At 67.5% G+C, this 23246-nt stretch carries 11 protein-coding genes and 1 pseudogene; 3 read left to right on the forward strand and 9 right to left on the reverse strand.

Annotated features, from left to right (window positions below):
- Nucleotides 1-186: 186 nt before the first annotated feature.
- From drmC to drmD, 5 genes are read right to left on the reverse strand one after another with little or no spacing between them, the layout of a single operon-like run.
- Nucleotides 187-897 (reverse strand): DISARM system phospholipase D-like protein DrmC, encoded by a 711-nt coding sequence (gene drmC, locus GA0070216_RS14060; protein ID WP_091245371.1) that lies wholly within the window; start codon nt 895-897, stop codon nt 187-189.
- Nucleotides 887-2950: a DUF1998 domain-containing protein gene (gene drmB / locus GA0070216_RS14065; protein WP_245722496.1), complete on the reverse strand. Its 2064-nt coding sequence runs from the start codon at nt 2948-2950 to the stop codon at nt 887-889. Before drmB ends, drmC begins: the two co-directional genes overlap by 11 nt.
- The gene (gene drmA, locus GA0070216_RS14070) at nt 2947-6648 is read right to left on the reverse strand and encodes a DISARM system helicase DrmA (protein ID WP_091245376.1); all 3702 of its coding nucleotides are present in this window, start codon (nt 6646-6648) and stop codon (nt 2947-2949) included. Before drmA ends, drmB begins: the two co-directional genes overlap by 4 nt.
- Nucleotides 6645-10709: an Eco57I restriction-modification methylase domain-containing protein gene (locus tag GA0070216_RS34535; RefSeq protein WP_091245379.1), complete on the reverse strand. Its 4065-nt coding sequence runs from the start codon at nt 10707-10709 to the stop codon at nt 6645-6647. The genes drmA and GA0070216_RS34535 overlap by 4 nt, the downstream gene beginning before the upstream one ends.
- Nucleotides 10709-13879, reverse strand: a complete 3171-nt coding sequence (drmD, locus tag GA0070216_RS14080) for a DISARM system SNF2-like helicase DrmD (protein ID WP_091245382.1) — start codon at nt 13877-13879, stop codon at nt 10709-10711. Before drmD ends, GA0070216_RS34535 begins: the two co-directional genes overlap by 1 nt.
- A gap of 453 nt (nt 13880-14332) precedes the next feature.
- Here drmD and GA0070216_RS14085 point away from each other — a divergent pair, with 453 nt between their 5' ends.
- From GA0070216_RS14085 to GA0070216_RS14095, 3 genes are read left to right on the forward strand one after another with little or no spacing between them, the layout of a single operon-like run.
- Nucleotides 14333-14554, forward strand: coding sequence for a hypothetical protein (locus GA0070216_RS14085; protein WP_091245386.1), 222 nt, complete (start codon nt 14333-14335; stop codon nt 14552-14554).
- Nucleotides 14551-15948, forward strand: coding sequence for an N-6 DNA methylase (locus GA0070216_RS14090; protein WP_091245389.1), 1398 nt, complete (start codon nt 14551-14553; stop codon nt 15946-15948). The genes GA0070216_RS14085 and GA0070216_RS14090 overlap by 4 nt, the downstream gene beginning before the upstream one ends.
- Nucleotides 15945-16565 carry a restriction endonuclease subunit S gene (locus tag GA0070216_RS14095; RefSeq protein WP_141723094.1) on the forward strand — a complete coding sequence of 207 codons (621 nt, stop codon included), beginning with the start codon at nt 15945-15947 and terminating at the stop codon, nt 16563-16565. Before GA0070216_RS14090 ends, GA0070216_RS14095 begins: the two co-directional genes overlap by 4 nt.
- A gap of 298 nt (nt 16566-16863) precedes the next feature.
- Here the strand turns inward: GA0070216_RS14095 and GA0070216_RS14100 are convergent, their stop codons facing one another.
- The 4 genes and pseudogenes from GA0070216_RS14100 to GA0070216_RS34540 all read right to left on the reverse strand — a co-directional run bounded on the left by GA0070216_RS14100 (nt 16864) and on the right by GA0070216_RS34540 (nt 23244).
- Nucleotides 16864-18723, reverse strand: coding sequence for an ATP-dependent nuclease (locus GA0070216_RS14100; RefSeq protein WP_091245395.1), 1860 nt, complete (start codon nt 18721-18723; stop codon nt 16864-16866).
- 194 nt (nt 18724-18917) lie between these two features.
- Nucleotides 18918-19688, reverse strand: a pseudogene (locus GA0070216_RS14105) (DUF429 domain-containing protein).
- Between the two features lie 526 nt (nt 19689-20214).
- Nucleotides 20215-20736: a P-loop NTPase family protein gene (locus GA0070216_RS14110; protein ID WP_091245398.1), complete on the reverse strand. Its 522-nt coding sequence runs from the start codon at nt 20734-20736 to the stop codon at nt 20215-20217.
- A 438-nt stretch (nt 20737-21174) separates the two neighbouring features.
- Entirely contained in the window at nt 21175-23244 is a 2070-nt protein-coding gene (locus GA0070216_RS34540; RefSeq protein WP_091245402.1) for a hypothetical protein, read from the reverse strand.
- Between the last annotated feature and the right edge of the window lie 2 nt (nt 23245-23246).

Consider the following 23246-nt stretch of genomic DNA (forward strand, 5'->3'; position numbering starts at 1 on the left):
CCCTACACTGACAGGTGGAAAGGCGGGATCAGGGATCCCAGGCCAGCGTCTGGCTGTGTCGCGATGAGGCGGCGGGCGGCAGCCTGGCGAGGAGCTACCCCGAGGCTGTTCATCCAGATGGTGCAACCAGTCAGTGATCGCGGCGATCGGTAGCGCCCCGCCCGTGGTAAGTCGCCCGCGCACCTGTCAGGTCACTTGCTCGTAGAGGACCCCGTGCTTGCTCCGCATGAGGGCTTCGATCGATGCGGCGAGGTTGGTGTCGTGCACCAGCAGCCCCAGTTCGATGTTGGTGTTCTCGGCGCTGTACGAGAAGTTCGCACTGGTCAGCAGTGTGATCGCGCGGTCGACGATGATGAACTTGGCGTGGCTGACCAGCGGACGGTGGCCTCTGCGCGGGGTCAGCGTCCGGAGTACGGTCGCCTTCGGCAGGTGGGTCGCGACGGCTGTCGGGGAGCCGGCGTGGGCGTCGAGGTACACCGTGACGCTCAGGCCGGGGCGCACTGCGGCGTTCTTGAGGGCGGTCCACATGCCCGAGTGCGGCGTGAAGTTGAAGCTGGAGCAGACGATCGACATGCGCGCGTCGTCGATGATGCGCTGAGCTTCACTGGTGAGACGGCCGGTCGTGGCTTGGACGCCGGGCATCGTCCAGACGGGGGAGATGGCGGTCCGGGCGGATCGTGCGCCGGCGATGGCCCGGAGTACGGCGACCGAGTCGTCCCGGTGCTCCGGGCCGAGTTCGGCGGCGAGGAGTAGGCATTTCGCCTCGCTGCGGCGGGCGGCGTGTACTTCTTTCAGGGCTTGGCTGGTGGTGCCGCCGGCTTGTAGGACGGTGGCGAGTCGTTGTGCCTCGTATGCGGTCAGGAAGGCGCCGAGCGCCGTGTAGGGATCAGTAGACATCGATGGTGCCGAAGAAGCCGGGGACCCGTTCGTCGTCGATGGTGGGCAGGGTGAGTAAGAACCTGCGGTCGAGGAATCGGTTGGCTCGTTCGCAGGAGGTTTCCGAGGCGAAGCTGCAGCAGTGGCAGGCCGCGCCGTGCAGGAAGTCCTCGCCGTGCCGTGGTGTGCGTTGCCCGCAGACGGGGTCGGAGGAGCAGCGGGCTGCTCGGCGCAGTGCGTCGAGCAGGAGCCCGTGCAGTCGTTCCGGCTGGCTGAGCGCGACGAGGCCGCCGAGGGTTCCCTCGCTGTCGGAGGCCGTGGTGCAGATGAGTAGTCCCGCGGCGGCGGGTCGGTCAGGGGTGGCTGGCCAGGCGTAGAGGCGTTCGCTGAGGCTGGCGGCTCCGTACCCGCAGGACATCGCCATCTCGCGGATGAGGATGTGGGCCAGGCTGTGGATCAACCAGTAGCGCGGGGCGGGGAAGCGGGTGTCGGGGTCGATCTGGGCGGCGGTGGCGGAGAAGCGTCGGGAGAAGTTGTGCCGATGGGCTTCGCGGTGTGCTCGCCACAGCGCGGTGGGCAGGATCTGCGCTTCCCAGGCGGCGATGGCGGGCTCATCGAGTTGCAGGAAGATGCCTTCGCCGCGGTCCTCGGTGGCCGGTACCCAGGTGGGTCTGCCGTCCCGGGTGAGCTTGACGAGCCGGCTGGCGAGGTCGTTGACCCGGTCCATCTCGTCGATGCGGGTGAAGCCGATCACCGCGTTGACCTTTTTCATTCGGTTCACGGCGATGACCCGGTGCACTTGCTTCGGGAGGTCGGCGGCCGTGGGCATCTCGGTGACCATCAGTCCGCTGGAGTCCTGCTGCTGCGCGAATAGGCTCGGCTTCTGCAGGTAGTCCCACTCCGGCACAAGCAGCTCGACCGGGTCCCAATCGCGTAGCCTCTCCCGGCGCTCCTCCTCCGATGGGGGTGGGGCGAGTGCCTCGGCCGCCGCCGCGGTCAGCTGTTCGTCGGTGACTCCGGTGATGTCGCACTTGTGTGCGATGAGAAGCGAACGGAGCACCTTCGGCAGGGCTGCGTAGTCGGCCAGTTCCTCCGGGGTCAGGTACGTGCGGAGCTTCGTAGCGAGCGCGGTTTGCTTCTGCTCCTCGCTGCGGGGCATCACGATGATCGACTGGGTCGAGGCGAACCACAGGTTGGACGCGCCCATCATCATCAGCGAGGTATCCAGCCCGCATCTGGGATCGAACGCGTTCAGGTGCGGATGCCGCCCCCGGCAGGTCGGCAGCTTCCGTTTGCCGGCCTCGCCCTGAGCCTCGCCCATGCCCCGCCGCTGTTGGCAGCGTTCGCAGGCGATGACCGCGCCGGCTCCCTGACCGATGTTGCTGTCGCGCAGTTTCAGGTCCGGGTGCGGGGCGGCGGGGCAGGTTCTGCCGTGGTGCACCCATAGCGCGTACGGGAACTCGTCGAGGTGGCCGTTGGCGCAGGCGAGCAGGTAACGGGCGGGCACCGCCGGACTGCGCCTGGCCTTTCCCTTCGCGGGAGCCTTGGCCCGTCCCTTCGCCGCCCCCGCGAACGTACGGCCAGGACAACTTGCGTGTTCGAAGGTCGCCAGGTCGGGCCGGAACGGGTGGGTGTTGGTGTAGCTGAACCGCGACAGCGGCCCGAGGTAGTCGCAGCCGGTGCACCGCAGCCACTGCGGAAACACCCGGGCCGGGATGCCGAGGTCGGAGCCCTCCTGTGACATCGCGCGGGCCTTGGGCTGCCACGGGAAGGGCCGCAGTTGCTGCACGCGGGACCCGAGGTGAAGCTGAACCACCTTGAGTAGCCGTGGCTCTTCGATCGTCGGCACGGTGGGCCGCCGCCGCCAGATCGGCTCCCAGTCGTCGAGGCCAGCCGGCATGATCGAGAACTGCGGCAGGTCCATGATCGAGCCGACACCATAGGTATAGAGCAGTGACGATGGGCGGGCCGAGCCCACCTTGGCCCGGTTCTTGACGTTTAACTGCTCGCTGTCAGCGAGCGGGTCCAACGGCTGCGCCGACTCGAAGATCATCTGCCCGTCGTTGTCCGTCACTCATCTTCTCCTTCGGGCAGCTCCCACGACGGCGCGTCGTCGGGTTCGACGACGAACAGCCGCTCGGCTATGGGGCTGACCAGCAGGTTGATCTCCGGCTGGACCTCGCGCATCGAGTGCGCGACGATGAACGGCGCGCGGTCCGGCTGACCCTGGTGTGCTCTTGCGTTCTCCGGGCTGATTAGCAACGGCAGGTAGCTGTCGTTGGCGCCGGTGCGCTCATACACCAGGGTCTTGCTGAGTTTCCCGGCGTACTTTCCCCGAGCGTTCCACTGGTCCAGCCGGTTGATCAGCCGCTGGTGCGCCTGCGCCATCAGGTCGTCCAGCTGGGCCGCCGGCCGGATTCGGGCGTAGAGCCGATCGACCAGGGCAGCGAGAGCGTCGTGTTCGGCACGGACCCGCCACGCAGCCCGCTCCGGGGACAGCCCGTCGTCGCGGTGCGCCTGAAGCACCCGAGCCGCGCTGACCAGCACCCCGTCGATGCCCCGGTCCAGAGCCGTCGGTGAGAACGGGGTGACCGACAGCGCCTCCACCTGTGCGTAGAACGTCTCGTGGTAGTGACGGAACTGTTCGTAGTGGGCCAGGTCGCGGGGCCGCGCCCAGTTCCCGAGCGCCACGACAAGCCCGGGGCGGCCGCAGTCCTCACCCGGGCGGCCGCCGTCGCGGCCCACCCGCGAGGACGCCTGGATGTACTCGGCGGTGTTCTTCGGCTGCCCCACCACCAGCATCAGACCGAGCCGCTGCACGTCGACCCCGACCTGCAGCATCGAGGTGGCCAGCACCACGTCGAACGGGTCAGCCTTCGGCCGCTCCACCCGCCCGCCGGCCTCCTGCCGTTCGAGCCGCTGCCGCATCGCCGCGGTCGTGGCGTAGTCGGGGTCGAACTCCAAGGCCAGGTTGTCCAGGGTGCGTCCGATGTCGACTGAAGCGATGCGGGAGGTCAGCTCGCCGGTGACCAGCCGCCCGTACGAGCCGAGCCGCCGTGGAAAGCCCGATCCGGGACGGGGCTGCCGGACCCGGTTCTGCACGTCGTCGGCCATGTAGCGGGCCATACCGGCCAGCTCACGGGTCGCGTTGAAGTAGCCCACCAACGTCATGTACGGATCGGCGGCAGACCCACTGCGGTCGAACAGCAACTGCCCGGCGAGCAGCAACACCTCGGCGACCCGGATCTCCGCGCTCGACAGCCGCACCCCCTGCGCGCTCACCCCGATGTAGCGCCGGCCCGGGGTAGTCGGCCCGATCGGCAGCTCCTGTGAGAAGTACGTGTCCGCCACATCCAGGACCTGCGGCGGGAAGATCTGGACGCCGCGCCCGTACAACCCTCGTACCTGCTCGTCGGCGCGGCGCACGGTGGCCGTCGACGCCACGATCATCGGCCGGACCGGCTTGCCGTCGGCGGTCTCCCACGACGCGAGGGTCTCGACGGCCACCTCGAACAGCCCCACGGCGGTGCCCAGCGCCCCGGTGATCAGGTGCAGCTCATCCTGAATGATCAGATCCGGCGGCCGGAGCCGTCCCACCGCGCGTACGGTCGCGGCGGGCAGGCCGGGCTCAGCCTGGTGACCGGTGGTCACATTGCAACTGGCGTAGTCCGGGTGCACGTAACCGTGCCTACCGCAGTAACGCCCGACGTAGCCGAACAGCGACGCCGCCTCACCCTCGCGCGCCAACCGAGCGAACTTGTCGACCGTCGCGATCACGAACGCCGGCGGCATCCGGTAGATCTCCTCGTCCACCGTCAGCATCGGCAGGCCCTCATCCACCTGACCACCCTTGGCGAACGGGCACTGCCCCATATCGTCGCCGCAGAAGACCAGCACCCGCCGAGTCGCCTTGACCGGCTTCACGTTCCCGGCGCCGATCGGACTGCCGCACCACGGGCATCGCTGCACCTGCAAAACCGTCAGCCGGTGCCCGCCATAGGCGTTGGCCTTGCGCAGCTGCTCGTCCGCCTCGTCCCACCGCTTTGGGCTCACGTCGGTGCCGACCCACAACCCGATTCGGAACGGCTTGCTACCCCAGGTTGCCTCGTCCCGGCGGCGGACCAGCTCCGCCGCACACACGAGCGTGGTGGCCCGCTGGAACTGCTGCGCGGTGAGCAGCCGCAACGTGTACCGCATCAACACGGCCACCCCGTCACGCCCGTCCAACGGCCCATCGGAGGACGCCACCATCTGCTGCCGGCGCCGGATCGCGAACGTGTACGCCGCCAGACCCAGGTACGCCTCGGTCTTGCCACCACCGGTCGGGAAGAACAGCAACTCCACCCGCGACAGCTCGCCGCTGCGCGCCGCAGCGGTTGGGTCGGTCAGCGCTGGCAGCTGCATGAGGATGAACGCCAGCTGGAATGGACGCCACGACGACGGCTTCTCCCGCTCGTCGGCCTCGACCTGATCGCGGGCGTCGTCGAACGACAGGCTCGGGTCGGAGCTACGCGACGCCCCGATCCGGGAGTGGACCCGCTGGTCCCGCATGACCTCATTCATGAACCGGAAGCACGCGAACGCCTCCGGATCAGCCACCACGTGCGCCAGACCGTCCGTCAGCCGCTGCTCTGCCGCGCGCGCCTCGTCCACGACCTCCTCGGCCAGGTCCCGCAGATGCTCGGGGAGCTGTGCCGCCTTCGCGGCCTCACCGTCTAGCCAGGTTCGGTACCCGTCCACCAGCGGGGCGAGCCCATCACGAACCTGTTCAGGGCTGGCCTTGGCCAGTGCGTCCATGGACAGCATTGCGCCCGTGACCGACCGTGCCTGCGTCTGCGGTGTCTCCGCGACCGGCAGCCACGTCGTCCACACCGCCGTCGCCCGCCGTGCTCCCGGCTCTGCCCGCCAGTCCACCGAGCAGGTCCGCCCGACCGCGAACTCCAGCCGATTGCGGTACTGCAAGTGCAGCCGGCGCATTTCGTCGTCGTGCTCCGGCCACTCCTGCTCCATGACGTCGCGCACCGGCAGGAACACCGCCGTACCGCCCGCGTCGACGTGCAGCTTCGTCTGGAACAGCCACTCGTGCACCGGGATCGTCGGCGGTGTCTCCCGGTCATTGACCAGCGCGATCTCGATCAACCGCCGGCCGAAACGCGCGTCGTCGTAGGCATCGATCCGCAAACAGATCTGCCCGGACAGCACCCGCGTGTACGTCCGCCCCGGCGTCAGCTCGGCCACCGCGATCTTCTCGACGATCCCGACCGGCGTGCGCCGATACCGTCGCACCGCCCGGCCCCGCTTGTCGACCTCACCGGTCTTCACACTCTCGTAGGTGCCCCACGACGCGGTGACCGTGAAATCCGCCAGATCGTTTGGCACCTGGAACCGCAACCCCATCGACGACGGAATCATCAGCCCCTGCCGCGGAGCCTTGTCGTCGGCGTCATCCTCCTCACCCTCGACGTCGGTGCCGTCGGCAGACTCGGCCGGAATCCCACGCTGGGCATGAGAACCCGCCGCATCAGATCGAATGCCCACCAGGCCATACCCGTCCTCAGAGCCGGCCGGATCAGCATCGGGCTCGGTCAGCTTCACCGGCGCGATATGCCCCACCAGGTACAGCTGACGCGGGCTTACCGCCAACAGCTCCTCCGGCCCACCCGATGGCCCGAGCAGCTCACGCTCCAGGATGTCGACCAGATTCTCTCGAACCGTGTACGAAGTGCCGTCCGGCTGTTGCGCGAGCTGGATTCCCGGCGCGGGGTCCGTCACAGCAGCGCCTCCTGGCCGTCGAGGACGGCTGACTTTCGTTTGCGGGCAGTCGCCTTCTTCGCAGCCTTCGGCTGTTGCGCCGCCGCGCGGCGCAGGTTCTCCGCGAGCAACCGGTCCAGGATCTCCACCCGCGCCGCCGGACTCACCGTCCACCGCGTCATCTGACGGTAAGTGTGGAAGCCATGCTCCAGCGGCACCTCCGACCACCCGTAAGCCGCCGTCACCGCCTCATCCACGTCGACGTGGATCCGCCGTAACCGGGCCACATCCGCGTCGTCATCGTCAAGGATTTGCGGATTGTTGATCAGGTTATACAGCTTCGTCAAACCCAGCTCTCGGCGTCGCATTATCTCTCGCCGTTCGACGTCCAGGGTTTTGCCTATTTTCAACAAGCGTGGATCGCTTTCGGGTCGAGGAAAAGTCTCGAAAACGTCAGAAGGGCTATAGCTTAGATCTGTCCGCAAGGTAGAGCTGTACCTTATTGCCCACATGCTATGCATTGAGGATGAAAGGATGGCTTGATCGCCGTACGAGTCGGACGCGAAGACGATCAGCTTGTTATTGAGAACTTGATCGGTGTTTACGCGAACAGGCATGATGGTCCTGCTGACGACGGCAATAACTAGCGCCTCTTGCAGGTGCGCTGTTGCGCTTCGCATGCCGGGCGCATTCTCGCCGTATTGCCACCATCGCTCTCTTCTGATCGTGCGGTTATTCTTCGCACGCTCGGGCATGACGAGAGTCTTTACCCGCTCGAAAGGTACAGTGTAAGTTGCGGCAGCTTCCATGCTGCGGTCATTAAAATCTATGACCCAGCGTGAAGCGGAGCAGTCGAACCGAGAATTAAGATCTTCACCGTTGAGATAAGGGAATAATACTTCCCGATTTTGGGGGTCCTTCGCGATCCACGACAACGCCTGAGCGGGATCCACAACGAACCCCTGTCCCTCCACCTTGCATCCGTTGAATGAGAGTCGAGCGTTCTCGGCGAGTCGGGTGGGCGTGCCATCCACCTTCCCGGCGGGTTCGAGGAGTGTCAGTATTCGCGGAGCTGGAATACCATCTACCGTCCTCACTGCAGTTGCCGAGACCGTATTTCGTGTAGCCCATACCGCCGCGTACTCTAGGTTGGCGCTGGCTGATGGCCATCGGGCACTTTGCACTGCACGGGTTATGGTAAGCCCGTTTGCGACGACCTGGTCGAGACCAACCTGGCGGGTGTCGCCTTGGGCGATGGTGTTAGTGGCGATTAATCCGAGCGTCCCGGAGGGCCGGAGCAACTCGACCGCTCGCAGCAGGAAGTAAGCGACCAAATCGGCGCTGCCCCGGGTGCCGCCGGCGATCTGGTGGACGAACCAGTCCCGGACGTTGGTTCCCATCGCTCCGGTAATCTTTGAGCCACCCAGGAAGGGCGGGTTGCCGATTACGGCATCGAACCCGCTGTGATCGATCAACACGTCCGGTAGTTCAAGCATCCAGTGCAGTGGCTGCCAGCGGTCGTAATCCGTCGCTACGGTTGGGGTCAGCCCCTCTTTTAGGATCCGATTAAGGGACTCAGGACTGGCGGCCGTGCCGTCGGCCGGCATCGCAGCGGCCACCGTCTCGGCCAGGCTCTCGTACGCTTCGTCCAGAGCCCTGCCGGGTTTGCCGCCGAGGCGGAGCCCGGCGGCGATCACCCCGTCGGCTGCGGCGCGTAGGTCGGCGGTGATCTTGCGAACCTGATTGAGCTGTCGGCGCTTGGCGGTGGCGCTGCGCATGGGGTCGTGTTCGCGTACCTCGCTGGCGAGGCCGCGGCGGATGTCGACGGCCCGCCGGATGGTGGCGTCCACGTCCTGGGCCGTCAGTCTGGCCTGTTGGTGGGTGGGTGCCTCGATGTGAAGGGTGCGTAGCTGGCGTAGGTCGGTGAGGCCGAGCAGGGAGTTGCCGTGCAGGATCTTGTCGTCGACGAAGGAGAACGGCAGGTCGCGGTCGAGGGAGACCAGCCAGAGCGAGAGCTTGCACATCTCGACGGCCATCGCGTTGATGTCGGCGCCGTACAGGCAGCGGGCGACGACTTCACGGATCGCGTGTTGGCCGAGGTCATGCTGCCCGGCGTTGGCGGGGTCCTCATCGATCCATGCCTCGACGAGGCGGGCGGCGAGGTAGCGGGCGGCGGCGACCAGGAATGCGCCGGAGCCGGCGGCGATGTCGGCCACCTTGAGGTTGAGGATTTCGTCCGAGCCGCGCAGTTTCCACGCGCCGCTGCTCTCGGGGACCTGGTGCGGGCCGGGGGAGTAGCAGAGCGGTTCGAGGGCGTGCTTGACGACTTCCTCGGCAAGGTCTTTCGGGGTGTAGTGGGCGCCGGCGTTGCGCCGTGATGGCGTCTCGGTGACCACCAGGCCGCCGTCCAGGATGACTGTGGGGCGGTCGCGCAGGTCGGGCCGGGTGATGGTGGCCCAGGGGAGCAGGCGTGCGCGCAGGTCGTCGTCATCGGTCACCGCGCGCAGCATGCGGTCGGCGTCGTCGCCGGGCGTGGTTGCGAGCCGCTTCGCCAAGGCGTTTGCGCTCGGCGGGGTGGCAGCGGGCTGGTTCTCCTTGAGCCAGGCGATGATCGCGGTGGCCAGTTTCGCCGGAGTCGTATTGGCGTCGGCGAGCTGCTCCAGCACGGTCAGCGGGATCTCCGGCTCGGCTCCGGTGGCACCGACGATGCCGACGTGGGTGTCGCCGGTGACCCGGGTGCAGGAGTAGCCGAGCAGCCCTTCGTAGATGTAGCCGATCTGTTCCACGTCGACGTCTCGGAACGAGATCCGGCGGGCGTCGCCGCCCTTGAGCTGGGCGACCTGCACCGAGCGCAGGACGTGCAGCATGACCCGGTCGGAGACGGGCAGGGCGAGGGTGCCGTTGTCGTTCGCGGCGGTCAGGAACGGGTACCGCTCCGGGTCGAACAGCGATCCGCCGTACGCGGGCATTCGCATGTTCTCGAACGACGCGCCCCGGTGGAGGGCCTGGCTGGTGGCGAGCAGCCGGTGCCAGGTCAGGTAGGTGCTGTCCAGCGATTCCTCGCCGTCGCGCAGCCGGCGCTGTTCCAGGTCGTCGAGTTCACCGCTGATGCCGTACCCCTGCAGGAAGAGCTCGCTCTGCGGCAGCAGGCCGCGCTCCTCGGCGAAGAGCAGGAAGACGACGCGCATCATGACCGTGACGGCCGCGGAGTAGGTGTCGTGCGGGTCGACCGGGAGCGGATCGCGCAGGCCGCGCCTGTGGTGGTCGGCGGCGGTCTCGGCGAACGCCTGGATCAGCAGCTCGACGGCGCGGCGGACCTGGGCGCCGAGAGCCTCGGTGATCTCCTCGGCGGCGGCGACGGACTCCTCGAAAAGCTTGGGTAGCCGCTCGTTGGGGTCACCGCCGATGATGTGCTGCCGGGCGACGACGGTGAGGAAGGCGTTGCGGGTCAGCGGTTCCTCGACCCAGGTCTGGGCGTCGACGATGCCGGACGCGACCATCGCGTCCGGCCGGGCGCAGACCAACGCCCACCAGCGGCCGTCGGTGACGATGCCGATCGCGACGCCGGCGCCGCGCAGCATCGCTTCCATCCGGTCGATGGCGGGGGCGGCCCAGCCATCGGTGCCGGTGGCGTGCAGGCTGTCGCACTTGTCGACCACGCCGACCAGCGCGCCGATACCGTCCGGCCCGTGCAGCGCCGCCTGCGGGGTGACGGTGATCCGCCGGTCGGGCGAGTGCGCAGTCACCCCGGGCGCGCAGTCGGGACCCGAGGCCAGCGAGGTACGCCAACCGACGACGTCCCGCAGGACGGTCTGCACCCAGACGTCGCGGACCTCGGCGTACTTGGCCTGAACGGTCTCGTCGTCCGGGTCGATGTCGAGAGCTTCCCAGGCGTGGTCGAACGCCGGCCTGGCCTCGCGGAGGACATCGAGGCGTTCAGGGTCCAGGGCGGGCATGCCCTGCGGCCACACCCGCTTCAGCGGCGGGATCGCCAGGAAGGGGCCGTCTGTCTCGACCAGTTCCAGCCACGCCCGGTGCAGCTCGGTGGCCGTCTTCGGACGGAAGGTACGGGCGGTCCGCATCAGCGTGAACCTCCTCGCTGGGCGTCGGCCGGGGTGAGCGCGAACACCACCGCCGCGGCGGTGGTGTGTGGCTTGACGTCGCGGTACCGCTCGGTGATCGCCGCGATCTCCCGCTGCTCCTCGTCGCCGAGCTCGTCCAGCCGGCGGCGCATCGTGTCGATGTCGCGGCGGCGCTGCCGCTGCTGATCATCGGGGAAGAGAGCCAGTTGGTCCTGCATCTCGGCGCTGGTGAGCTGGTCCAGCGACTCGTTCAGGTTGCGGCGGAACGCGGCGAAGATCTCCCGCGCCCGGGTGACGTCGGCCTCCTCGCGTTTGGCGAGCTGGTCGCTGACCCGTTGATGGCGGGACTCGGCGCGTCGCGTCATCGAGTCGAGCAGCCGGACCCGCAGCGGGGACTCCGGCTCGTTCCACTCCCTGGCCAGGTCGGCGCGGACGTCCGCAGCGGCCAGCGTCAGCCTGCCGGCGTCGAGGGTCTGGTCGAGGAGCTGCTCGGCGCGTTCCTCGGCGATGGCACGGCGGCCCCGTAGGCGTACGCCGGCGAGGAATATCTCCTCGTGCAGGCGTAGCCCGCCCCGGCCGACCAGCACCATCCGGGTGACGGCCGCGACGAAGGACTCCTCCAAGCCATCCACAACGACCGCCGTGACTCGGTGCAACGGCGCGTCCGCGCTCCACAGCGACCGCCGCAGCAACCGCTGAGCCTTCTTCACCAGCGGATGGCCTAGGTGGACGTAGACCAAGTCCTTGCGACCGGCCGCGGCCTTGTCGTCGAACGTGATCGGCCGCAACACGCCCGGCTCGGAGCGGGTGTCCAGGCCCTTCAACGTCGACTGCCAGGCCGGACCGAGCGGCGGCAGGGTGAACACGGCTGCGTCGGTCCGGTCGTCGCCGGCCACCACCAGGGGCGGCTGGTGGCTGATCCGCAGCGCGGTGTCGACCACCCGCCGCAAATTCTCCGGCTCCAGGTGCAGCTCCACCCGACTGTCGGCGTAGCCCTTCTCCAACTGGGTCAACCGGCTGTTCAGGTCCAACCCGCCGGCCAGCGCCTTGTTGATCACAGCGTTGCCGTCGAGCGCGGCCTTCTTACGCCGTCCGGCGGAGGAGCGGGTGAAGTGGTCCTGGATCTCGTCGGCGATGACCTGGTTGACCGATCCGAGGTCACGCGCGACCGTCACCACCTTGCGGGCGATCCGGCCCATGAACTCCATGTCGGCGACGTACAGGGTCGCCGAGCGGTCCGGGGAGAACTGGAACACCAGCGGGGTCTGCTGCTGTCCGTACCGGTCGATCCGGCCGATGCGCTGCTCCAACCGTGACGGGTTGAACGGGATGTCCAGGTTGATCAGCCGGTGGCAGTGGTCCTGCAGGTCGATGCCTTCACCGGCGGCGTCGGTGGCCAGCAGCACCCGCACAGGGTTCTTCGGCGACGGCTCGGTGGTGAAGTGCTCGCGGATCAGCTCGCGCTCGTCGGTCGGCGTCTGCCCCTGAATTATCTCCAGTACGTCTCCGTAGCCCTGCTGCACCAGCACCCGGTGTACCCACTCCAGCGTGTGGGCGTACTCGGTGAACACCACGATGCGCTCGTTGGACCAGAACCCGCCCGGTCGGCAGATTGCATCCAGGGCCGTGATCAGCTCATCGAGGCGAGAGTCGGGTCGACTTTCGAAGCTCAGCCCCCACTCGGCCAGTCGCTGCAACTCGCCTGGCGCGGCGGCGACCAGCGGGTCGGTGGACTTGCTGTGCCGCAGGGCCGTCGCCTCGTCCTGCTCCCACAGGCCTTCCTCCTCGTCGGCCTGCCCCTCGCCGAGGATGTCGTCGTAGTCCCAGTCCGTCGGCGCTTGGCCCACCGACCGCGCGGCCAGGTACGACTGCAAGGTCATGCCGAACGCCCACGGGCTCGACAAGAACCGCTTCTTGAACAGCATCGCCGTGATGTCACCGGACTCGCCGGTCCCGTTCGCCTTCGCACTCTCGGTGAGAATCCGATCCAGCAGGGTGAACATCTCCTGCTCGTCTGCGCGCGGCGTGAACGGGATGATCCGCAGCTCCCGAGGGCGGAAGCCCTTTTCCGGCAGGTCCGACTTCAACCGCCGAACCGTCACTTCGCGTAACGCCCGCTCGTCCAGCAGCGCACCACGGCTGAACCGGCGCGAATCGATCATCTCCAACAGCGCCGTGAACGACTCCGGATGCCCGTTGTGTGGGGTGGCGCTGAGGAACAGGCGATGCTCACACTTGTCCGCCAGGTCCCGGACCGCGATCGTGCGCTGCGTGTCAACGGCGTAGCCGCGCCCACCACCGATCGCCGACGGGCTGGCCGGCGCCACATGGTGCGCCTCGTCCACGATCAAGATGTCGAACGCGTACCGCCGAGCGTTCTTCGTACTCGCCGCCTGCGCATAGACGTCACGCAGCATCCGCTGGGCGCGCACCTGCGGCAGCCACGCCATGCTGACGATCACCCGGGGATAGAGCTGGAACGGGTTCGCGTGCAGGCCGTAGCGGCGCCGTACCTCCCGCATCATCTCGCTGTTGATGATCGTGAAATCCAGACCGAACTTGTCCCGCATCTCGTCCTGCCACTTCAGGGACAAGCTCGGCGGGCACACCACGACCGCGGTACGCGCCCGATGCCGCAGCAGCAACTCCTGCACCACCAAGCCGGCCTCAATGGTCTTGCCTAAACCGACATCGTCGGCCAGCAGCAGATTCGTCCGGGGCGAGGACAGTGCCCGGCGCAGCGGCTCCAGTTGGTAAGCCTCCACCGCCACACCACTGTGGAACGGCGCCTGCACGCTACGGTCGTCCGCCGAGGTCACCGCACCCCAGCGCATCGCGTCGACGAACCCGGCGAGGGTGCTCGGGTCATCGAAGGCATCCGGGTTGACCTGCGTCGGTAGTCCCTGAGCGGGCGTGACGGTATGGCCGACCTCCAGCTCCCAGACGACCGTCAGCTCCTCACCCAGCCGGTCTTCGTCGAGCGCCTGGAGGGTCACCGCGTGGTTCAGCGAGGCCACGGCTTCGTCCGCCGGGCTGCGCGGCAGTCCTTGTGGCTTGACCTGCGCCACTGCCCAGGTCGACCCGCGAACCTCGACCACTTGTCCCGGCCCAGGAACCAGAAGGATGCCACCTGCTGGCGAGAGAGCCGCATTGGCGATCGAGGGAGCCATGCGGAGACCTTAGTGGACACGAGGCTGGCACACGTTTCCGTGGCTGTCCGATAGTGGACTGAGTCAAGGTGTGAGAAGCGTCAGATGCGGGTGGGCGGCGTCAACACCAGTCGCCGCGTTCACTCCTCGCTTGCCGTCGATGGGGTCGAAGTCAGAGCGTTGGGTGATGAGTCAAGGGTGGACTCCACGCTCTCGGTGAACTCCGTGCTCTCAGTAATCTCGCGGTCTCCCTGCCCCCGGCTTGCGCCGATGCGCCAGTCCGTACCATCCAGAGGCCTCTCAGGCGACGCGTATATCCCTGCGCGTGTTGACGCGCAGAGTCATACGCGTCTACTGTAGAATCATCTACCGACGAGGGGGTGCACTCTTGGATGTAATGAGGTCCCCGGCTGGGGGGCACGTGGCTGTCGGCGTTCCGAACTGCCGAAACCTCCGACTGTCTGGCGGGCTCCGATGATTGCCAAGCTGGCACCTGGGGCGTTGGCCGGCGTAGTGGCACCGGTCGGTGTGGCGTTGGCCGACGCGCCGTGGTGGGTCTTCGTCGGCGCGTTCCTCCTCGCGCTGGCGCATCGGATACTGCCGCGGGATTCGAAGGACCTGCTTAACCTCTGGCTGCGGATCATTTCGCACCGGAGAGGCTCGAAGGACAAGCGGAACGAGGAGCGGGACGCATGAGCTACGGACCGGGCGAGCTCACCCCTTCACCAGTGACGGTAGACGCGGCAGTGGGGCGGATTAACGAGGCGATCTGGCACGGCTTCGATCGATGTCGTGGGCTGCTGAGTGTCAGCGAGTTGGGCGATGTCGTGCTCGTCCTGCTATACCTGCGAGGCCGCCCCGCATGGCAGGCGTTGGTTAGCGGTGCCTCGGACGCCGAGCAGGCGCTTCGCTCCGACCTGTCGGCAGACAGGGAGAGTCCTGCGCTTCTTCGTCCTTTGCTGGACTCGGTGCGCAAAGCTGATGACATGCGCCAGTTGGCACCGCTCGTGGAGGTGGTCAACCGGCTTGACCCGGATGGTCAAGCGCCCCCTGCCCAAGTTTTCAGTGCGGTACTCGAGCGGGTGGGCGGGTTGACGACCCGCAAGGGCACCGGGGAGTTCCACACTCCTAGGGCCATCACGGAACTATCCGCTGGGCTCCTCGACCCGACAGGTGACGACCAGATCCTCGACCCCTGCTGTAAAGCAGGTGGATTTCTCACCGCGATTGTCGATCGACTGATGCGGCAGGGTAAGGCCCTCGACCGGCTGGCGGTGACAATTTCCGACTACTCGTTGCGGTCGTGCGCGTTGGCGTACCTGCAGTTGCGTCTGAGAGGGCTAACGCCACAGGTGCTGCCAAGCGTTGTCGACAGCCTGCCAACCGGGGCAGCGGACAATGAGTACGACGTGGTAACGGCGAATCCGCCGTTCAACTTGCCGAACTGGATCGGCGATGATCGGTTCCGTGGGCGGTGGTGGTACGGTTCGCCACCGGCACACAACAGCAACTTCGCTTGGCTGCAGTACGTCATCGCCTCGCTCAAACCCGGTGGCCGAGCGGCAGTGGTAATGCCCTATGGTGCTGGGCTTTCGGAGAACACACAGGAGCGGAATATCAGGGCGGCGATGCTCGACGACGGCGTGGTCTCGGCCGTCATCGCGTTACCAGGTCAGATGTTCGCCGGCACCGATATCCCAGTCACGCTATGGCTTCTGCAGCGCTCGCCCACCCCCCGCCCCGCTGAGGTGCTGTTCATCGATGCAAACGAACTCGGCAGCATTCAGCAGCGCCGCCGAACCCTCGGCCCCACGGACATTGACAGGATCGTTGATGCGTACCGCGATTGGCGGGAACACTCGCTTGACCCGGTTGCAGGTTTCGTCGCTGCGGTGCCAATTGAGAAACTTCGCAGCGACGGGTATCGGCTGAACCCCCGCGCCTACATCCCGTCGATCAACGAGGCGCCAGACTTGCGGACGCGAGCCCGAGAGGTGGGCGAATTGACGCGGCGACTCGACCAGCTGGCCGAGCAAGCTGCCCATATCGATCGGACCATCGAGGAACACCTAAAGGAGCTTTCCCTGTGAGCTTTCTGGTCGGTCCTGCCCCGGCCGGCTGGCGGGAGATACCGCTAGCCGAGGCATGTGACGTGGTAGCGGGCCCGTCGAACAGCATGATCCGGCCGGTCGACACCGATGGTGTACCAGTCGAAGTCGTCGCACCCAAGCACTTGATGTATGGGCGCATCGCGGATAGCGGCACCGTACTGGTGACGGCTGAGGCATCCGCTCGACTGGATCGGTATCGACTGATTCCTGGTGACCTGATCTGCGTGCGGACCGGGGATCTCGGCAAGCAGGCTCTCGCGGGCCCGGAGCATGAAGGATGGGTAACCGGGACGGCCTGCTTTCGGCTACGTCCCGAACCATCTGTCGAATCCCGGTATCTGCTGCACTACATGCGGCATCCGGCGGTCCGTGACTGGATCGCCAGGAACGCATCTACAGCCACCGTGCCAACGCTAACGCTAAGCACCCTCCGGACCCTGCCGGTCCTGGTTCCGCCGCCCGCAGTGCAAGAAACCATCGGCGATACCATGAGCGCTCTTGATGACAAGGTCGCGCTACACCGGGAGATTGTCGAGGTCACGGAGCGGCTACGCGACTCGCTGTTCCCATTGCTGTTGAAGAAGCCAAGCCATTGAGCACACACGATGGATAACCCCAGCGAGGCAGGGATGCTCCCCGCGGGTGCTCGCCTGCCCATAGACAGGCGGCCCCTTCGGCATCATCCACTGCATGCGGGCCAGATAAGTCCGGCAAACGTGGACTGGTGGGACGTGCTGGGACTGCGAACCATGGATCAACGCCAGCTCAGGGTTCGCTGCTGGCTTATCGAGCGAGAAAAGCATGTCCACGAATTCCGGCCCTGATTCGACGTGCCGGCGGCGTCGGGCCGTGCCTCGGCGTCCGGGCCAGGGCGGACGCCGAGGCACGGGCGGGCTACGTGCTGAGCAGGTTGTTGATCCGGGCGAACAGCTGTGCAAACCGGTCGATGGTGGCGTCGTCCACCTCGTCGCGTAGCTTGGTGGCCGTGCGCATGAGGTAGCTGGCGGGCTGGTAGTGATCGAAGCGGGAGCCGAGGACGGCCTCGACCTGCTTGACGATGCGGCCGCCGGTCAGCTTGTTTTTGGCGACGACCCCTACCTTGCTCTCCTTGAGCAGCTTCAGGTACCAACCTTGATCGAACAGATCCTCGATGTCCGCCTCCGCCGCGCCCGTGATGTCGGTCAGCGGGATGAGGTGCTCTTGGGCCAGCAGCCCGCGCTGCACCATGTTGGTGATCTTCTGGTTGCCGCCGGCGGCAACGTCCATGACGACCGCGATGTTCAGGTCGCTGGCGCGCAGCAGCGCGACGAACGTCGGGATCTTGTCGAGCCCGCCGACAGGAGTAATGGTCCACCGAGGATCGAGCGATGTCTTGCCCTTCTCCCGCGCGAGGTCGCTCATGACGGAGAGGTAGGCGACGTCGGCCGGGCCTTCGACGGCCAGTTGATCCGGGCCGACGATCAGCGCCTGGGACATGTCCACGCCCAGGGCGCCGAGCAGCGGGAACACAGTTTCGGGCCGCGCGGCCCACACGTCCTCGCTAACCTTGGTTCCCTGCTTCGGGAGGTCCTCGACCGTGCGGCACCGCACCAGGTGCCGCGGCTGGATCATGAACAGCGAGTGGGTGGAGTAGATGACCTGGTGCTCCGGGGCCAGTCGCTCGTCGATGTAGCGCAACAGGTCGCCCTGAGCCTTGGCGTGCAGGTTCAAGCCCGGCTCGTCGAGCAGGATTACCCGGCGGTCCTCCTCGGCGTACTCCGAGAACGCGGCCAGGAACGAGAAGAACCAGATGAAGCCCTTGGACCGCTCGGCCATGTTGAGGGTGACCCGGTGGGTCGCGTTGCGCACCCGGATCTGCAGCCACGGCTCCGGTTGCCCCGGCCGGTTAGGCACCGGCCGCGATTCGATGTCGAGCTCGACGGACAGGCCGTCGTTCTGCGTCCAGTACTCGAACAGCTCGTCAGTGAGCTGGTTGGCTGCGGCCTCCAGCGACGCCTTCCGGGCCTCGTAGTCCGCCTCGGCGAACTCCTCACTGTCAACGCCGGCCAGCCGCAGCAGCGCCAGCGCGGTGCGCTCGCCCGGGCTGAGATCGTCCTCAGCGGCCTTCTGCAGGCGCTCGATCGAGACGCTGCCCGGTAGCACGCTGTACTCGTCGAAATACTGGATCTTCGGAAGTCGACGGACCAGGATAGTCCGGGCCTCTCTCACAAGGTCGCGGTCTTCCAGGTCGCCGGCCAGTTCCGCCGCCGCTGCCGGTGGTTCTTCTTCGGCACGGAGTGCGGCGATCGTCGCCCCACGCGTCTGCTTGGCGTACTTGCCCCGGTCGAGCCCGGCCTTCTCCACCAGGTGCCCGATCGCCTTGGCCTCGCTAATAACCGGCGAACTCCAGTAGGTGGTCGTGCTGTTGTACCGGCGGGCGACCCTCACGTGGTTAGCAATCACCGAGCCTTTGCCGAACGTGGCCTCGACGGCGGCGATGTCGTCCGGGTCGAGCGCGAACGTCAGTTGGATCGGCTCAACGGCGCTGATCTGAGCCTTTTCGCGGTTGTAGCTGCTGCGGGGGTAATCCCGCAGCGGATCGAACGTCGTCGGGTGACCGCTCGCCAGGGGGTTGAAGCGGTAGATGGCCTCTAGGACGGCGGTCTTACCAGCCTCGTTCTTGCCCACGAGCGCCGTGAGGCGGTCGTTGACCGCGAACTCGCCGGAGTCGGTGACGCTCTTGTACTTCGAGATCTGCGCCTTGGTGACGCGCATTTAGTCTCTCTCCTAGGTTGATCTTCGTTGATCGAATGCCCACGTAGCGTAGTCGCGGCCGCTGACAACTTTCGCTGCGTTTCCGACCCCGTGGCAGCCGGATGCCTGATGGGACGCCCCGCTGCGACGAAGCCCTGCGCAGCTGGTCGATGCCCGGAATCGGCAGGCCCGGCCCAGCCAACTCAGCCCCGAGGTCATGAGCGCCTCCCGCCGGCTTCGGTGCCGTCTACAAGGTCGTTGAGCGGTCTCGTGGGCAGGGCGATCCAGCCCTCGACTCCTGCGGTCTGCCGTTGCTCGTCGTCGGGTCGGGTCGCTCTGCCTATGGCGGCGGCACGTGCGTTGAGGGCCGCGACGACCGCGTCGAAGGCGTCGTGGCTGCGTCGACACAGTGCCTCGGAAGCGCCCAGTTCCAGTCAGGGTGCGGCCGCGCAGAGCGTGGTCACGAGGTCGGCATGCTGCGTCTTCTGGCCCCGTCCCTTGTAACCGCGGTACGTCAGACCCCAGCGGCACAGGGCCGCGGCCGGGTAGACCTCGACGAGTTTGCCGTCGCCGCAACGGTCGACGTCCTGGCCGGCGGCGGCCAGCATCGCCAACAGCCCGGCGCACCGGAAAGCGGCATGAGCGATGCGGTCCGCGGCCACGCTGAGCGGGATGATGCCGGTCGTCTCGCGTACCACCTCGTCGGTCAACCGGTAGGCCAGACGACGCCGCCACCGCGCAGCATCGCCGTCATCGACGGCGACGTGGCCGGACCGGTGGGCCGTGACGAGCGCGACGAAGGGTTCCGGCCAGCCGAGTGGGCAGTCCAGCCCGACCTTGTCCGCGTCCTGGCTGGCCTCGACAATCTGGGCGTCGCCGACGTCGAGGGCCACGTCTCGCACCACTGCGCGGTCCGACAGCCATTCGATGGTCGCCATCGCCGTACGTTTGTCCGCCGCCGCGAGGTCGACGCCGAGGGTCAGCACCGCAACACTCTAGGTGCCGCCCATGCGTCGAGACATGGATCGACCGACTGTCGTTGTAGGACGTTCAGGCACGCGTGACCCCGCCGATTGACGAGTGAGAGTGGGCCCGGTCCGTGTGAGTGCTTCTGCGCCAGGATGGTCCAGGGCCTACCGTGATCCTTGGCCAGCTGGTTGGTGATGATCCATGCGGTGTCTCCGTGGGTGCTCGCGCGCGATGGGACGGGGCCAACGCGCGACGGACTGAGCTGGACACCGTCTCGTGAAGCTGGGGCCTGACCGCGAACAGATGGACTCACGCGACCTCGTTGGACCAGACGACTCGACCAAGATCAACCTCTTAATCCGCGGGTTCGGGGTTCGAGTCCCTGGCGGCGCACCACCAAAAAGGCTCTGACGTGGGGTTTCACCCTGGGTTGGAGTCTTTTGGCGTTTCTGTTCGTGGCGCGGTGTCTCGGTGGGTGCTCGGGAGCCGTTGGACCGGTCGCCGTTTGTCGGGACGCGGTGCGGTCGTGGTGTACGGCCTCGGTCAGGTTCCCGGTTGTATTGCCCGTCGTGTGTGGTCGATGAACCGGTTGGCGTGGTGTCGGCTGGTGAGGGTGATCAGCCGGACGTGTGGCCCGTGATCATGGAGCAGTGCGCGGATGCGGGCTCGCATGGTGCGCCGGTTGCCGAGGATGTAGCGGAGGAAGTTCCAGGTGATCCGGTCGTAGACGCCGTCGGCTGGGTGTTGGCCGCCCCGGTAGCGCCGCCGGCGTTGGAGGATGCCCCGCAGGCATGCGGTGGCGGGTAGGTCGAGGAAGATCACGGTGTCGGCGGCGGCGAGGCGGATGGGCAGGGTGCCGGCGTAGTTGCCCTCGATGATCCAGCGGTCGCGGGTGACGAGTTTCTCCTGTTGGGCGGCGAACTCGGCTGTGGGCAGCGGCGTCCAGTTCTCGTCGTAGTAGAGCGCGTCCAGGTGGGTGAGCGGGGCGTCGAGGATCCGGGCGAGTTCTCGGGCGACGGTGGATTTGCCGCTGCCGCCGCAGCCGATGATGGCGATCCGGTCCACGGCTCCACCGTACGGGTGGGCGAGGGCACTCCGGTGAAGGAATGAGGTCGTGGTGCTCAGGCCCTGTGGGGTGGTCTCTCGCGGAACACCGTGGGGCCCATCGTGGGGGTTCCGGATGCCGCAGTGTGCCCCGAATCTGTGGTGGGTCCGTCGAGCCGACCCGTCTTTGACTTGTCGTGACGGTGTCGATGCGCTGTGCTGGCAAGCTGGGTCGTCGTGCGATCGGGGTGGTCGTGGGTTCGCAGGTGGATCCTGATTGGTGGAGTTCGGGGGTCTGGAACGGTCGCCCGATCGGTGAGTTCCTGCGGCGGCGGGACGTTACGGGGCTCGGTGTCTCGGTGGGTGCTCGGGAGCCGTTGGACCGTTCCGTGCCACACGGACTGAGGCCTACAGCGGTGCACCTGGCGCGCCGTCCGGCGGGCATCTTCGACTGCTGGCTTAGCACCAGGCGGAGCGGCTACCGGGATGCTCGGCCAGCCGGTCGCGGAGCCGGGGGTGCCGGAACTGGTACGTGGCACCGACCCGCCGCAGCACGCCCCGGTCTACCGCGTCGTCGAGGAAGGCCATGGTCCGCCACGGCAGGTGCCCCCGGGCCGCGAGGACGGCCCGGGCGACCGTGCACCTGGCCCAGGCGCTAGCGCCGATCCAGCCGATGACGAACGCGGTCGCGGCCAGCATCGGGCGAACGGTGCCGAACAGGATCGCCGGCGTTGCGCCGAGCAGGATCGTCGGCGGCACGACCATCAGTGCCGCCGCCCGGTCGCCGCGCAACGTCGAGGTCGGACTGACGGCGCGGGAGGGATCGGCAGGCACCACGAGTTCCCGGGTCAGGTCGCGTTCTCTGCGCGGCCAGGTCTGCCGGACGAGTAGAACGGCTGTCGTCACCAGCAGGAGCACGCCCGCCGTGATGACCAGCGGACCAGGTTCCGGCACGGACAGCAGGACCAGCCCCGCCAGCAGCGGCACGGCCAGCTTCGTGGTGGAGACGAGGACGTACCAGAGGGTGGCCCGGAGCCGGCGGAAGCTCATCTTCGTGCGGTACGGGGTCTCGCTGGCGACCCAGCCCAGCTTGGTGCGGGCCCGCCGGCTCGCCCCGATCAGGCCCAGGACCGTCCCCATCGCCAGGCCGGCGGTCAGGCTGTGCCCGAGCCCGAAGAACAGTCCGTAGAGCGCGATGAGCAGCGGGGTCCACAGGGTTCGTTGGTGCCGGACCGCGCGGTCGAGTCGCCACCAGGCGATCTCGTGGGTGTCGTTCCGGCACAGGTGCCGGGCCAGGAAGATCAGCGCCCGTTCCACATCCTGACGGTGCCACCGTTCGTCGGAGTCCCGGCGGTTGGTCGGGGTCGGCTCGGCCGGATAGACCGCCGGCAGCAGACCGTCGATGAGATGGTCGGCGATGGCGTTCCGGTCCGGAAAACGGGCCCGGTCGCCCAGTTCCTGCGGATCGGCGACGGTGGTGGCCGGGTCGGCGGTGACGGTCGTGGGTGCCGCTGTCGTGTAGATGGTGCGGGCCAGCCAGGCCATCAGTGGCGTCCGCAGGGCTTGGGCGAGCGGGGCGTCCGGGTCGTTCGTCAACTCGGCGAAGGCCCGGTTCCACCGCCCGGTTTCGCCTGCGGGGGCGAGGTAGTTCCGGGCCTCGGTCAGCCTGAGGGGCAGCACCTCCACCACCGCAGCCCCGGACAGCCCGCAGCCGGCGATCCGGACCGCGCCCTCGTACGGCTCGATGCGGCTCGTCACCACAAGCGGCTCTCCGGTGCCGAGGCTGTTCAGCTCGCTGAGCGCTGTGCCGAGCAGCCCGTCGCCGATCATGTCCAACCCGTCAAGGACCGGCAGCACCAGCCGGCTCTCGATCAGGTGGGTGGCCATCGTCCGACGGGTGCGCGAGCGGCCCGGGGCCGGTGTCCCCAGGTGGGGATGGTCCTGGGTCAGCCGCTGCGCCATCCACTCCCGCAGGTGCTGCTCACCCGGGTGCCAGGTGTCGGCGGGCAGCAGCACCGGGACCGGCTGGCCGGCCAGGCGCTCCCGGAGCAGACCGCGCACGAGTCGGGTGGCCAGCACGGTCTTACCCGCACCGGCCGTACCCAGGATCACCAGCCGTCGGTGCGGTAGCCGCCGGGCGAGCAGACCGGCGAGGTCGTCCAACCCGCCAGCCGGGAGCCGGTCGTCGGCGACCCCGATCGACGACCGGTCGACGTCGGCCATCGCCGAGCCGGCGGCGGTCACCGCCCAGCGGACGGGCAGCGGGCGTCGCAGCACCTGGCTGCGCTCCTCGTCCCGCCGTCGCTCTGTCTCCACCTGTCCCGCCAGAGCCTCCAGGGCCTTCGACACCAGCACGTCGTCGGCGTGCGTGGGCGGGGCGCTCCGGTAGCTGACCTGGTTGACGATGTTGTGGTTACCGAAGGCGGCCGGCCCGTGGGTGGTGATCCCGGAGTAGCTGGCCTGGTGGATGCCGGTGCCCGGTTCGGGTGACGGTGCCACCTGGTCGGTGCGGGGATGGTCCTGCGCCATCG

Origin of the sequence: Micromonospora matsumotoense (assembly GCF_900091525.1) — a bacterium.
Classification (GTDB): domain Bacteria; phylum Actinomycetota; class Actinomycetes; order Mycobacteriales; family Micromonosporaceae; genus Micromonospora; species Micromonospora matsumotoensis.

Coding starts and splice junctions, on each gene's coding strand:
- drmD (WP_091245382.1), bottom strand. CDS start 13,879: ATGGCTCCCTCGATCGCCAATGCGGCTCTCTCGCCAGCAGGTGGCATC.
- GA0070216_RS14090 (WP_091245389.1), top strand. CDS start 14,551: ATGAGCTACGGACCGGGCGAGCTCACCCCTTCACCAGTGACGGTAGAC.
- GA0070216_RS34535 (WP_091245379.1), bottom strand. CDS start 10,709: ATGCGGACCGCCCGTACCTTCCGTCCGAAGACGGCCACCGAGCTGCAC.
- GA0070216_RS34540 (WP_091245402.1), bottom strand. CDS start 23,244: ATGGCGCAGGACCATCCCCGCACCGACCAGGTGGCACCGTCACCCGAA.
- GA0070216_RS14100 (WP_091245395.1), bottom strand. CDS start 18,723: ATGCGCGTCACCAAGGCGCAGATCTCGAAGTACAAGAGCGTCACCGAC.
- GA0070216_RS14085 (WP_091245386.1), top strand. CDS start 14,333: ATGATTGCCAAGCTGGCACCTGGGGCGTTGGCCGGCGTAGTGGCACCG.
- drmC (WP_091245371.1), bottom strand. CDS start 897: ATGTCTACTGATCCCTACACGGCGCTCGGCGCCTTCCTGACCGCATAC.